Consider the following 11,995-nt stretch of genomic DNA (forward strand, 5'->3'; position numbering starts at 1 on the left):
GGTGCAGGGCTTGGATACGGTGCAGGGGTTCGATATGGGCCCGGTCGCCTAGCCGGTATCCGGCGGTAGGGCGGATCGAGGGCAGCAGGCCGTTGCGCCGTGCAAGTTCCCCCACGATCAGGTGCCGATGGTGTGCTCGTCGCGTGCCCGGCACGGTGGGGGCGCGGTGTGAGGGGTCAAGCCCTCCGCGCGGCGCCGCTTCATGGTTAAAATCAACCGATACTCGACTGGAACCTGGACATGAAGCAACTAATTGCGATCGCTGCCTGTGGTGTGCTGCTGACGGCTTGTGGTGGTGTGCACGGCGTGCGTGATACCACGCCCAAGATGAGCAGCCGTACCAACAAAGATGTTCCGACCTATCTGGAGTGTGTGCGCGCCAAGTGGGCGGAAACGACCCAGGTTAGTCTTTCGGACAAGAAGGACGAGGGCACGCTGTCGGCCACCGATAAGGCCGGTGCGCGCGAATTGCTCAGCGTGACGCCGGATGGCACCGGTGCGCAGGTGATGATGTACGAGATCCAGGATGCCAAGAAGGAATACAACTCGGCATATCGCGACGCCGCTGTTTCCTGCCTGTAACTGCTTGACGGCGCTTGGGCGCCGGACTCGACCAAGGTCGCAAGGCCCCTGTGTCGCTGCTGGTCTAGGCTAGCCTGGATCAGCGGCGAGCCAGAGGTGCGGCAATGCGGTACGAGGAGTTCTATCAGCGTTCGATCGACGAGCCGGAGGCTTTCTGGGCCGAGCAGGCCGAACGCATTCACTGGCACACGCAGCCCCGGCAGATCCTCGACGTTTCCCGTTCGCCATTCCGCCGCTGGTTCGTCGGTGGAACCACCAATCTTTGCTACAACGCAATTGATCGCCATCTGAGCGAGCGCGGGGAGCAGCTGGCGTTGGTGGCCATCTCCAGCGAAACCGGCGTCACCCGCGAGCTTACGTATCGTGAGCTGCATCGTGAGGTGAATATCTTCGCTGCCGTGTTGATATCGCTGGGCGTGGGGAAGGGCGATCGCGTGGTGATCTATATGCCCAATATTGCCGAGGCGGTATTCGCCATGCTGGCATGCGCGCGCATCGGTGCCATCCATTCCGTGGTATTTGGCGGCTTCGCCTCACACAACCTCGCGTTGCGCATGGATGATGCACGGCCCGCGCTGTTGATCGCCGCCGATGCCGGCATGCGTGGCGGCAAGGTCATTCCCTACAAGCCCTTGGTGGATGCGGCGCTGGAGGAAGCTGCGCATCGACCGCCGCATGTGCTGCTGGTGGATCGCGGGCTCGATCCGCAGATGACGCGCATCGCCGGTCGCGATGTCGATTACGCCAGCCTGCGCGCCGCGCACGAGCGCGCCGAGGTGCCGGTGACGTGGCTCGAATCCAACGAGCCGAGCTATCTGTTGTACACCTCCGGCACCACGGGCAAGCCCAAGGGTATTCAGCGCGATGTGGGCGGCTACGCGGTGGCGATGGCGCTATCCATCACCACCATTTTCGACATTCAGCCGGGGCAGGTGATGTTTTCCACCTCCGACGTGGGCTGGGCGGTGGGGCATTCCTACAACGTGTACGGTCCATTGATCGGTGGCGCTACTTCGCTGCTTTACGAGGGGCTGCCTACCCACCCTGATCCGGGTATCTGGTGGCGCCTGTGCGAGCGTTATGGGGTGCGCACCATGTTTTCCTCGCCCACCGGCATTCGCGTGCTGAAGAAGCAGGATGCGAGTTGGTTGACGAAGTACGACCTGTCCACGCTCAAGTGGCTGTTCCTGGCCGGCGAGCCGCTGGATGAGCCCACCGCGCACTGGATCACCGATGGCTTGGGTGTGCCGGTGATCGACAACTATTGGCAAACCGAAACCGGCTGGCCTGCGATTACCTTGATGCCGGGCCTGGACTTGAAGCCGGTCAAGTTCGGTTCGCCCGGCCTCCCTAGCCCGGGTTATCGCATGAAGGTGATCGACGAGAACACCGGCGAGGAGTTGCCGGCGCATCACAAAGGCGTGCTGGTGTTCGTGCCGCCGTTGCCACCGGGCTGCCTTAGCACCGTTTGGCGCAACGATGAGCGTTACGTCAGCAGCTATTTCAGCCATTTCAACGCGCTGCTCTACAGCTCGCTGGATTGGGCGATTCGCGACGAGAACGGCTACACCACCATCCTGGGGCGAACCGACGACGTCATCAATGTCGCGGGTCATCGCCTGGGAACGCGTGAAATCGAAGAATCCGTGTCCACGCATCCCGCCTGCGCCGAGGCCGCGGTAGTGGGGGTTTACGATGAACTGAAGGGGCAGGTGCCGGTGGTTTTCGCCACGCTCAAGCAAGGCGTGGCGCAGGGAGCAGGCGAGGTTGCCAAGGCGATGCAGCAGCGGGTGGTGGACCAGTTGGGCGGCGTGGCCAAGCCTGCGCGCATCTACGTGGTCAACGCCTTGCCCAAGACTCGCTCGGGCAAGCTGTTGCGGCGGTCGCTGCAAGCCCTGGTGCAACACACCGACCCGGGCGATCTTTCCACGCTGGATGATCCCCATGCGCTGGAAGAAGTGCGCCGCGCGCTGGAGCGTGCGCCCGACAGTTGATGGCGTCGCTGCCTCAGCTCAGTCGTGCTGGAAGGGCGCCGGCATAGTTGGCGCGCGGTCGGATCAGGCGGCCGTAATCCTGCTGTTCCAGCGCGTGCGCCAGCCAACCGGCCATGCGCCCGGCGGCGAACAGTGACAGTGGCGCATCGCCGCCCAGGTCGTACAACGAGGCGAGGGCAGCCAGCGCGAAATCCAGGCTGGGTTCGCGTCCGGTGGCATCTTTCACGGCACCCACCAGTTGGCGGACACGAGTCCATCCCGGCAATCGTGGGCGCGCTTCTTCCAGCATGGTCAGCAAGAGTGCGGCGCGCGGATCGCCCTCGGGATACAACGGATGACCGAACGCGGGAAGCTCATCGCCACGGCGCAGGCTGTCGCGTACGTATTCCGTCAGGCGACGCTCGCGCAGTGCGCGCTGGATGAATCCATAGGCGCGCGCGGCGGCACCGCCATGCTGCGGGCCGGATAGCGCGGCCAGGCCGGCACCCACCGCCGCATGCAGGCCGGCGCCGGTGGAGGCCGCTACGCGCGTGGCGAAAGCCGAGGCATTGAGTTCGTGATCGGCGCAAAGTACCAGGGTGCTGCGGATCAGCGAGGCAAACGCGGGATCGGCGCGATGCCAGCTTTCCGCCATCACCTGGTGTATAGGGCGCTGTTCCGGGCGCGTGGCGCCGAGCAGCGCGGCGGTCTGACGTAAAAGCTGCGCGGCGAATTCGCGTCGCTGCATGGCATCGTGGCTATGCGCATACGGGTTGTAGTGACCCAGCAGCGGCAATGCGGCGGCTGTGCGCTCCAGGGGCGACAATGGACGTTGGCGCAGCAGCAGCGCGACCGGCGCCGGCCACGGGGTCAGGGGTGCGCTGGCGAACGGATCACCGTTACCGTCCCATAGCAGGCGGGCGACGTCTTCCAGGCTGGCTCCGGAACGCGCCAGCGCAATGGCCGATTCGCCCCGGTAGTAATGGCCGTGTGGGCGGATCAGCGAAATGCGCGTTTCCAGCACGGGCAGGCCCCAGGTGAGGCTATGCGCGGCGCCTTGCGCGGCGCCACGTCCGGCCTGCCGTCGCTCGATCAGGCGCTCGATGTCATCGGTGCGGTATTCGCGGCTGCGACCGTCGGCGCCCGGGCGCGAATCGATCTTGCCGCGGCTCACGTAGGCGTACAGCGTGGCGGCACTTACACCGAGGCGTTCGGCGGCTTCCCGGGCGGAGAGATAGTCGGTGGGCATGACGATATATTGATCCTATAGATCAAGATTGATCAATATATCGGACGGTGACAGAGTGGGCACCGCGATAGCGCTCTTACTGCGCCGCGACATGGCCTTGCCATGGCATCGCCTACAATACGAGGTTTCGGAGAATCCCCATGTCCCTACCCGAATCTGCTGGCGCGCGTTTCCGCGCCGCTGTTGCCGCTGAAAGTCCGCTTCAGGTGATGGGCGCCATCACCGCTTACGCCGGCCTGATGGCCAAGCGCGTGGGCTATAAGGCGCTGTATCTGTCCGGTGGCGGTGTCGCCGCCAATTCGCTGGGCATGCCTGACCTGGGCATCTCCACCATGGAAGACGTACTCACCGATGCCCGCCGCATTGTCGATGCCACGCAGATGCCTTTGCTGGTGGATATCGATACGGGCTGGGGCGGCGCCTTCAACATTGGTCGCACCATTCGTTCGTTCATCAATGTGGGCGTGGCGGCCGTGCACATCGAGGATCAGGTCGGCCAGAAGCGCTGTGGTCATCGCCCCGGCAAGGAAGTGGTGCCCAAGGAAGAGATGGTCGATCGCGTCAAGGCCGCGGTGGATGCGCGTACCGACGCCAACTTCGTGATCATGGCGCGCACCGATGCTGCTGCCGTGGAAGGCATCGATGCGGCGATCGATCGCGCCTGCGCCTATGTCGAGGCGGGTGCCGACATGATCTTCCCCGAGGCGATGAAGTCGCTGGAGGATTACCGCCGCTTCCGTGCGGCGGTGAAGGTGCCGATCCTGGCCAACCTTACCGAGTTCGGTTCCACCCCGTTCTTTACCACCGATGAGTTGCGCGGTGCGAACGTCGATATCGCGCTGTATTGCTGTGGCGCCTACCGCGCCATGAACAAGGCCGCGCTCCATTTCTACGAGACCGTGCGCCGCGAAGGCACCCAGAAGAACATCATCGACACGCTGCAGACCCGTGCGGATCTGTACGACTTCCTCGGCTATCACGCCTACGAGGACAAGCTCGACGCGTTGTTCGCCAACCAGAAGCCGGCCTGAGCGGGCCACCCCTATTGGCCAGGCTGCGGCGTTGCCGCGGCCGGTCGAGTCGCATGCATTGAGGAGACGTATCCGATGAGCGAGCAAACCCTTCCCAAGCCCAAGAAATCCGTTGCCCTGTCCGGTGTGGCTGCCGGCAATACCGCGCTGTGCACGGTCGGTCGCAGCGGCAACGATCTGCACTACCGCGGTTATGACATCCACGACCTGGCCGCCAAGGGCTGCTTTGAGGAAGTGGCCTACCTGCTGGTGCACGGCGTGTTGCCGAACTGGGCGGAACTGAATGCCTACCGCGCCAAGCTCAAGCGCCTGCGCGGCCTGCCGGCGCCGGTGAAGAGCGCGCTGGAACTGCTGCCGGCCGCCACCCACCCAATGGACGTGATGCGCACGGGTTGCTCGGTGCTGGGCACCGTGCTGCCGGAGAAGGACGACCACAACGTTACCGGTGCGCGCGATATCGCCGACCGCCTGATGGCGAGCTTCGGTTCGATGCTGCTGTACTGGTACCACTTCAGTCACAACGGCAAGCGCATCGAAACGGAGACCGACGACGAATCGATCGCCGGCCACTTCCTGCATCTGTTGCATAACAAGAAGCCGAGCGAGCTGCATGCGCATGCGTTGGACAAGTCGCTGATCCTGTACGCCGAGCACGAGTTCAACGCCTCTACCTTCACCGCCCGCGTCATCGCCGGCACCGGCTCGGACATGTATTCGGCCATTACCGGTGCCATCGGTGCGCTGCGCGGTCCCAAGCATGGTGGCGCCAATGAAGTAGCGATGGAGATCATCGCGCGCTATCGCAATGCGGCGCAGGCAGAGGCGGATATCCGCGCCCGCGTGGAGCGCAAGGAGATCATCATCGGCTTCGGTCACCCGGTGTATACGGTGTCCGATCCGCGCAACGAGATCATCAAGGAGATCTCGCGCAAGCTCTGCACCGAGGGCGGCAACCCCACCTTGTTCGACGTCTCGGAGAAGATCGAGAAGCTGATGTGGGAGCAGAAGAAGATGTTCCCCAACCTCGATTGGTTCTCGGCCAGTGCGTATCACATGATGGGCGTGCCGACGGCTATGTTTACTCCGCTGTTCGTGATTGCGCGCACCTCCGGCTGGAGCGCTCACGTGATCGAACAACGCGAGGACGGCAAGATCATTCGACCCAGCGCCAATTACACCGGTCCGGAAGACCAGGCCTACGTGCCGATCGAAAAGCGCTAAGACAAGGCATCACTGCCTTATCAAAGAGGGGGCCTGGTGGCTCCCTCTTTTTTTTGGGCGACGGATGCTTGGGGATGTGATGTGGCTCACGCGTATGTTTCGCGTCTTTCGTTGCGGTTCAGGAGCCTGTACGACTTTGATAGCAATTTGTATGCAGAGGTGTAAGCCCATTGATACACCCTGATGCAGGTCCAGAAGTGTCGCGAAGAACATGATGCAACACGCTGATTGAGTGGCTCATGTCCATTCGTTTATCGCGCGCGGATTCCGCCGGATGACGCGCGCTCGTGTAACAGGCATGAATCAATACGCCGGTTTGCGGGCCTTGTCGAAGCCAGACTCACGGCCCACGGTTCCGTTCAAATGGCTGATTTCCCAGGGGTCGCAGGCACCCGTGAGTCCAGGCGTCTGGTGGCACGCATGTTGCGAGCAACACACGCTGGGCCCGCAACACTGAAACACAGGGGGTCACCGCGTCGTTTGGGAGTAAATGATTATGCGTAAGACTCTACTTGTCACCGCGATCACTCTGGGTATGGGATTGGCACTCCCCGCATTCGCGGCCAACAATCACAACAGCGGTAGTGCCGACTCGAACAACAGCTACACCACCACTACGAGTACGTATGCGACAGGTCAGGACGGCTCCGCTGCTAGCAGCGGTGGCACGGCAGATTCCTTCAACACCAGCACCGCAGTAGCCAACAGCACCCTTACCGGCACGGTCTCGAACGTCGCTGTATGGGGTATTGGCAACTCGGCAACCAACAACGGTAATGCGAGCGGCGGCCGCGGCGGTAGCGGCGGCGACGGGTATGGTGGCAAGGCCTTCGGCGGCAATGGCGGCGATGGCGGTAACGGCGGTAGCTCACATGCCAGTAGCGGCCATGCAGGCGGATCGGGCAGTTCGTCGGGTGATTCGGGCGCGCTGGGTGCCTCGTTGGCGGGTGGCGGCGATGGTGGTGCGGGCGGCAAATCCGGCAACGTAAACAGCACCGCGCATGCAGGCGGCGGCGGTGGTATGGCCGGTGGCGGCAGTGGCTCCAGCGGCGCCGGCGGTGCCGGTGGCGCAGGTGCCGGCGGAACGGCTGGCGCAGCTTCGCCCGATAGCTATAGCGGCACGTCCAGCTCGACGGGCGGTACCTCTGGCGCTGCGGATAGCACCGCGGGCACGGGTGGTGCGGGCGGCGCAGGCGCAGGCAATACCGGTGGTGCAGGCGCAGGTGGTGCAGGCGGCGCTGGCGGTGCTGGCGGTTCGATTTCCACCACGACGGGCGCGTTCGACATGTCGAACCAGATGAACGGTTCGGCCGCGGCTGCGGCAGGTGTGTCGATTCTTGCTCAGAACAGCGGTGCGGCATCGCTGGTACAGCAGAGCGTCAACGTTCAGGCGAACCTGAACTTCGCGCACTGAGATCCATGGCGACCGTCACGATGGGGCGCATGCGCTCCATCGTGTTCGGTCGGCCCTATCAATGCTCGAAGGGATGACCGAGGCATAGCTTGCTTCGGTCACGGCTGGGTGTTGCGCTCTTGGAGACGGTGCCGTGCGAACCTCTAAGTGGATGCTTGGTTTTACCGCGTTATGTATGTCAGCAACGCCATTGCTGTTGTGCGCGCAGGACGCACAAAGCCCGCCGGCGTACCTCCATGCGGCATCATCGCCGGTAGCGGCGTATCGCGCAGTTGCGCGTAGCGAGTCGGAAAGTCCGGCAACGGACATGGGCAAGGGCGTGGACAATGCCACGCTGGCTGCGATGAGCGGCGGCACCATGGTGGTACAGAACACGACGCTCAATGGCACCGTCACCAACGACAGTGCAGATCACGTTGTCGCTGGAGGCAACATTATTACGGGTGGTGCATTTGCCGGCGAGGCCGGTATTCCAACCGTTATCCAAAACTCCGGAAGCAATGTGCTGATCCAGAGTGCCACGGTTCTTAACGTGCAGATGAAGCCATGAAAGGTCTTGCAGCGCTGCTGATGGTGATGGCGGCGTTGCCGCTGGCAAGTCATGCCAGCACTCCCGTGGGTGTCATCGGTGGACAGGGCGAGACCTATACCGTGCATCTGACGAGCCTCAAGGAGGCTCGCTACAAGAGCACGATTCACCAGAAATACGATTTCAGCTGCGGCTCCGCCGCGGTGGCGACCTTGCTGACCTATCAGTACGGCTACCCGGTGAATGAGCAGGTGGCCTTTGAACAGATGTATAGCCACGGCGACCAGGTAAAGATCAACAAGGAAGGCTTCTCCTTGCTGGATATCAAGCGTTTCCTTGCGCAGAACGGATTCGATGCGGATGGATTCAAGGTTCCCATCGACAAGCTGGTGGACGAGAACCTGCCTGCGATCGTGTTGATCGACGACAAGGGGTATCACCACTTCGTGGTCGTCAAAGGGTTGCGGGACGATCGCGTGCTGGTGGGTGATCCTGCGCGCGGCACGCGCGTGCTTTCGCGTACAAAATTCATGGCGCTGTGGAAGAACGGCTTGGTGTTCGTTATCCACAACCGCCGCAATCTCGCGGTGTTCAACAGCCCCAATGACTGGAAAGTGGCGCCTGCGGCGCCGCTGAATATGGGTATTGATCGTAACGGCCTGTTCAACACGGTCATGCCCAAGAAGGGGCCGGACGATATTTGAGGGCGGGGCGATGAGACCGATCATGCGTTTGATTTGCCTGGGTACTGTCGCGCTGACAAGCGCACCCTGGATCACGTGCGCGAAGGCGCAGGACAATCCTCCCTTGGCTGCCGGCAATCCGCCGGTAGCAGCGTCCGCCGCGGTATCGCCCTTGCCGAGCGACTCGGTGGCGAGCTGGGCACCGGTTAGCGAGCAGGCGTTGGATGAAACCCGCGGCGGCTTCGATCTGGGTAACGGCCTTATTGCCTCATTCGGCATCGATCGCGCCGTTTACGTCAACGGGAACCTGGTGACGTCGATCAGCGTGAACGTACCGGACATCGCGCATATGACGGCGGTCCAGGCTTCGGCATTGGCATCGGCACTCAACACTGTTTCGGTGACGCAGATCGGCCCGAACAACACATTCGATCCATCGTCGTTGGGTAGCAAGGTCGCTGCGGCCACGGTGATCCAGAACACGCTCAACAACCAAAACATTCAAAGCACCACCACACTCAATACATCGGTCAACACGCTCAACGCTTTTAGGCAGATGAACTTCCAGGATGCGCTGCAAGCGGCGCAGCTGCAGTCGTTAGGACATTGATGACATTGGGTGCGCACCGGGAGCGGTAGTTCTCTGCCGCGCATGCGCTGCGGCGGAGTTCGCGGCGCGTTTGTTGGTGCGTGATAACAACCTGTGATCCATGGGGAAGGATGATGCGACACGCAGCGTGGCGTTACGTATGCTCGGCCGGGTGTGCCGGGCTGGTTCTGCTTGGCTTGCCGGTAGCCGCGCAGCAGGCTGGCGCAGCGTCGGGAGGCATGCAGGCGGGTACGGTGTCGTCGCCACCCGCGCCGCCGCCATCCGCCACCACTGGATCGACAACTCCGGTTGCGGCTCCGCCAGAGGATCTGCGCAAAAAAGTGACCGAGCAGGGTGAGCGCATCGATGCGATGCGCAGCCAGATCACGGCCCAAGTGGAACAGCTCGACGCGATGAAGCGCGCGCTCGCCGCGCAGGAGGCGGACTATCAAGCGCTACGCCACGCGGTTGGCCTGGACGAGTTGGACAAGCAGCGGGCCGGCAATATCGCCGCGGGTGGTGCGGGGGCTTCCGCATTACCCATGCCGGCGTCACAGGCCGTGGCTTCTAATGCGCCCTCGCCAGAGGGCTCCGGGCAGCAGCCGGTGGGTGAGGCCCCCAAGCAAGACTCGCGGCCGCCTGAGGTGGCGCCTATCTTTCAGCAGCCGGGAGTGCTGACCCCCCAAGGTCACCTGATCATCGAGCCGGCGTATCAGTTCGGTTATTCATCGGTCGATCGCGTGGCGTTGGTGGGCTACACCGTGATTCCGGCGATCTTGATCGGCCTGATCGATGCGCGCCAGGTGAAAACCACCACACAGATCGGTTGGTTGACCGGGCGTTACGGCATTACCAATCGGCTGGAGGTGGAGCTGCGCGTGCCTTACGTCTATGCGCACACCGATACCACCAGTCGCGAAATCTTCACAGGCACGGCTACCGATAACGCTTTTGGTTCCAGTGGACATGGCCTGGGCGATATCGAGGCCACAGCACGCTATCAGTTGAATGTGGGCGGCCCGGATAAGGCGTTCTATGTGGGTTGGCTCCGCGTGAAGTCGCGCACGGGTACCGATCCGTTCCAGGTCACCACCGATTGCGTGCAACGCTGCGTTGAAAACGTAATCAACGAAGTGGATCTGTCGGCTACCGGCACCGGCTTGCCGCTGGAGCAACCCACTGGCTCGGGCTTCTGGTCGATCCAGCCCGGCCTGACTTGGCTCTATCCCACCGATCCGGTGGTGTTCTTTGGCAACGTCAGTTACCTGTACAACGTGGCACGCGACAATGTGAGCCGGAAGATTCTGCTCGGTGGCACGGAGCAGCTAGGCAAGGTGAAGGTGGGCGATGTGGCCGATATCAGCGTGGGCATGGGCCTGTCGCTGAATGAGCGTGCGTCCATCAGTATCGGCTACGACCAGAGCTTTGTCGGCATTACCAAACAGAATGGGCAGACGGTGCCCGGTTCGACCAAGAGCGTACTGGGTACGCTCCTGCTCGGCGGTTCGTGGCGCATGAGCGACAAGCGAACGCTCAACTTCACGCTGGGCGTGGGCGTGACGCGCGATACGCCCGATGCGACGGTGACGGTGCGTGTGCCCATGATGTATTGAGCACTCGCGCGCTGCGCGGCCTGGCGGCCGCGCCATGAGGCTTACAGGCCTTCCTGCTGCATGGCGGCCTTGACGCCTGCGTCCTGCGCAAGGCGCTCGTGGAAGCGCTCGAGATGGACCAGGCCGCCCAGATCCACGCCCTTGCCCTTGGCCCAGTTGAGCACGACGAACAGGTACGGGTCTGCGACCGAACGGGTGCCGGTGAGCCAGTCACGGCCCTCAAGCTGCGCATCGAGGTATTCGAAGCAGCTGCGCAGGCGGGTGAGGGCGGTCTGGCGCACCTGTTCGTGGGCGGATTCGTCCTCAATGAAGCGCTCCGGGCGGAACACTGGGCGGAAGGTCGGGTGCAGGTCGGCGTTGATGTAGGCCAGCCAGCGGTTTACCTCGGCGCGGCCGCGTGCGCTGCCATCGCCGCCCAGGCCTGCCTGCGGGTACTTGTCGGCAAGATAATTCAGGATCGCGACGTTCTCGGTCAGCACCCAGCCGTCGTCTTCTGCCAGCGCGGGGACCACGCCTGCCGGATTGATACGCAGGTATTCGGGCGAGCGCAGGCCCTCGCGGGGCACGCGGTGCGCTTCGTAGGGCGCGCCGATCCACTCGAGCACGATATGGTCGGCGAGCGAGCAGGCACCCGGCAGGTAGTACAGCTTCATGTGGTGTATTCCAGGTCTAGAAAGGGGGCGCAGTGTCGCCTTTGTCATGCAACCTGCTCAAGCGTCGACGCGTAGGCGCCGACGGCGCTGATTCATCAGCCAACCGCCCAGGCAGATGCCGACCACCAGTATCGCGTCGAGTACGTAGGCGGCCCAGCCGTTGGCTTCGAACCAGGGCGACAGCCAGTGATCGTGCGCGATCATGCGGGCGGCGGTCCAGGCAATGGCGGCCGCACCGATATACACAATGACCGGAAAGCGCTCGATCAGGCGCAGGATCAACGAGGAGCCCCACACCACCAGCGGCACGCTGATGAGCAGGCCAAGGATCACCAAGCCCATGTGCCCCTTGGCCGCGCCGGCGATGGCCAGCACGTTGTCCATGCCCATCAGAGCGTCGGCGACGATAATGGTGCGCATGGCGGTCCAGAAGCTGGCGGCGGCGCTCACTCCATGGG

Annotated in this window: 11 protein-coding genes and 1 pseudogene; 9 read left to right on the plus strand and 3 right to left on the minus strand. The window is 63.0% G+C overall.

From position 1 onward, the window contains the following. Positions 1–240: 240 nt before the first annotated feature. Together JHD67_RS19655 and prpE are read left to right on the plus strand one after the other, a co-directional pair. Positions 241–582, plus strand: coding sequence for a hypothetical protein (locus JHD67_RS19655; protein WP_199100876.1), 342 nt, complete (start codon positions 241–243; stop codon positions 580–582). A 104-nt stretch (positions 583–686) separates the two neighbouring features. Continuing rightward, a complete protein-coding gene (prpE, locus tag JHD67_RS19660) occupies positions 687–2,576 on the plus strand; it encodes a propionate--CoA ligase (protein ID WP_199100877.1) in 1,890 nt (629 codons plus the stop codon). A gap of 13 nt (positions 2,577–2,589) precedes the next feature. Here prpE and JHD67_RS19665 read toward each other — a convergent pair whose 3' ends face one another. Continuing rightward, the gene (locus tag JHD67_RS19665; protein ID WP_199100878.1) at positions 2,590–3,804 is read right to left on the minus strand and encodes a citrate synthase family protein; all 1,215 of its coding nucleotides are present in this window, start codon (positions 3,802–3,804) and stop codon (positions 2,590–2,592) included. A gap of 140 nt (positions 3,805–3,944) precedes the next feature. Between JHD67_RS19665 and prpB the strand changes: the two genes are divergently transcribed. From prpB to JHD67_RS19700, 7 genes are all read left to right on the plus strand, one after another. Continuing rightward, entirely contained in the window at positions 3,945–4,835 is an 891-nt protein-coding gene (prpB, locus tag JHD67_RS19670; RefSeq protein ID WP_199100879.1) for a methylisocitrate lyase, read from the plus strand. A gap of 75 nt (positions 4,836–4,910) precedes the next feature. Continuing rightward, positions 4,911–6,056, plus strand: coding sequence for a 2-methylcitrate synthase (prpC, locus tag JHD67_RS19675; protein WP_199100880.1), 1,146 nt, complete (start codon positions 4,911–4,913; stop codon positions 6,054–6,056). Positions 6,057–6,552: 496 nt separating this feature from the next. Continuing rightward, positions 6,553–7,470, plus strand: coding sequence for a hypothetical protein (locus JHD67_RS22775; RefSeq protein WP_199100881.1), 918 nt, complete (start codon positions 6,553–6,555; stop codon positions 7,468–7,470). Positions 7,471–7,645: 175 nt separating this feature from the next. Further along, positions 7,646–8,020, plus strand: coding sequence for a hypothetical protein (locus JHD67_RS22445; protein ID WP_233172111.1), 375 nt, complete (start codon positions 7,646–7,648; stop codon positions 8,018–8,020). After that, positions 8,017–8,703: a C39 family peptidase gene (locus tag JHD67_RS19690; RefSeq protein ID WP_233172113.1), complete on the plus strand. Its 687-nt coding sequence runs from the start codon at positions 8,017–8,019 to the stop codon at positions 8,701–8,703. The genes JHD67_RS22445 and JHD67_RS19690 overlap by 4 nt, the downstream gene beginning before the upstream one ends. A gap of 22 nt (positions 8,704–8,725) precedes the next feature. Next, a complete protein-coding gene (locus JHD67_RS19695; RefSeq protein WP_233172115.1) occupies positions 8,726–9,292 on the plus strand; it encodes a hypothetical protein in 567 nt (188 codons plus the stop codon). Positions 9,293–9,402: 110 nt separating this feature from the next. After that, positions 9,403–10,884 carry an acetate kinase gene (locus JHD67_RS19700; RefSeq protein ID WP_233172117.1) on the plus strand — a complete coding sequence of 494 codons (1,482 nt, stop codon included), beginning with the start codon at positions 9,403–9,405 and terminating at the stop codon, positions 10,882–10,884. A 41-nt stretch (positions 10,885–10,925) separates the two neighbouring features. On the opposite strand, the gene JHD67_RS19705 is transcribed toward JHD67_RS19700, so the two are convergent. Together JHD67_RS19705 and JHD67_RS19710 are read right to left on the minus strand one after the other, a co-directional pair. Continuing rightward, entirely contained in the window at positions 10,926–11,537 is a 612-nt protein-coding gene (locus tag JHD67_RS19705) for a glutathione S-transferase N-terminal domain-containing protein (protein ID WP_199100883.1), read from the minus strand. A gap of 57 nt (positions 11,538–11,594) precedes the next feature. Further along, positions 11,595–11,995, minus strand: a pseudogene (locus JHD67_RS19710) (TerC family protein); the annotation flags it as partial.

Source organism: Dyella sp. ASV21, assembly GCF_016428975.1.
Lineage (GTDB): Bacteria > Pseudomonadota > Gammaproteobacteria > Xanthomonadales > Rhodanobacteraceae > Dyella.

Coding starts and splice junctions, on each gene's coding strand:
- JHD67_RS19700 (WP_233172117.1), top strand. CDS start 9,403: ATGATGCGACACGCAGCGTGGCGTTACGTATGCTCGGCCGGGTGTGCC.
- JHD67_RS22775 (WP_199100881.1), top strand. CDS start 6,553: ATGCGTAAGACTCTACTTGTCACCGCGATCACTCTGGGTATGGGATTG.
- JHD67_RS19665 (WP_199100878.1), bottom strand. CDS start 3,804: ATGCCCACCGACTATCTCTCCGCCCGGGAAGCCGCCGAACGCCTCGGT.
- prpC (WP_199100880.1), top strand. CDS start 4,911: ATGAGCGAGCAAACCCTTCCCAAGCCCAAGAAATCCGTTGCCCTGTCC.
- JHD67_RS19695 (WP_233172115.1), top strand. CDS start 8,726: ATGCGTTTGATTTGCCTGGGTACTGTCGCGCTGACAAGCGCACCCTGG.
- prpB (WP_199100879.1), top strand. CDS start 3,945: ATGTCCCTACCCGAATCTGCTGGCGCGCGTTTCCGCGCCGCTGTTGCC.
- JHD67_RS19655 (WP_199100876.1), top strand. CDS start 241: ATGAAGCAACTAATTGCGATCGCTGCCTGTGGTGTGCTGCTGACGGCT.
- JHD67_RS19690 (WP_233172113.1), top strand. CDS start 8,017: ATGAAAGGTCTTGCAGCGCTGCTGATGGTGATGGCGGCGTTGCCGCTG.
- prpE (WP_199100877.1), top strand. CDS start 687: ATGCGGTACGAGGAGTTCTATCAGCGTTCGATCGACGAGCCGGAGGCT.
- JHD67_RS19705 (WP_199100883.1), bottom strand. CDS start 11,537: ATGAAGCTGTACTACCTGCCGGGTGCCTGCTCGCTCGCCGACCATATC.
- JHD67_RS22445 (WP_233172111.1), top strand. CDS start 7,646: ATGTCAGCAACGCCATTGCTGTTGTGCGCGCAGGACGCACAAAGCCCG.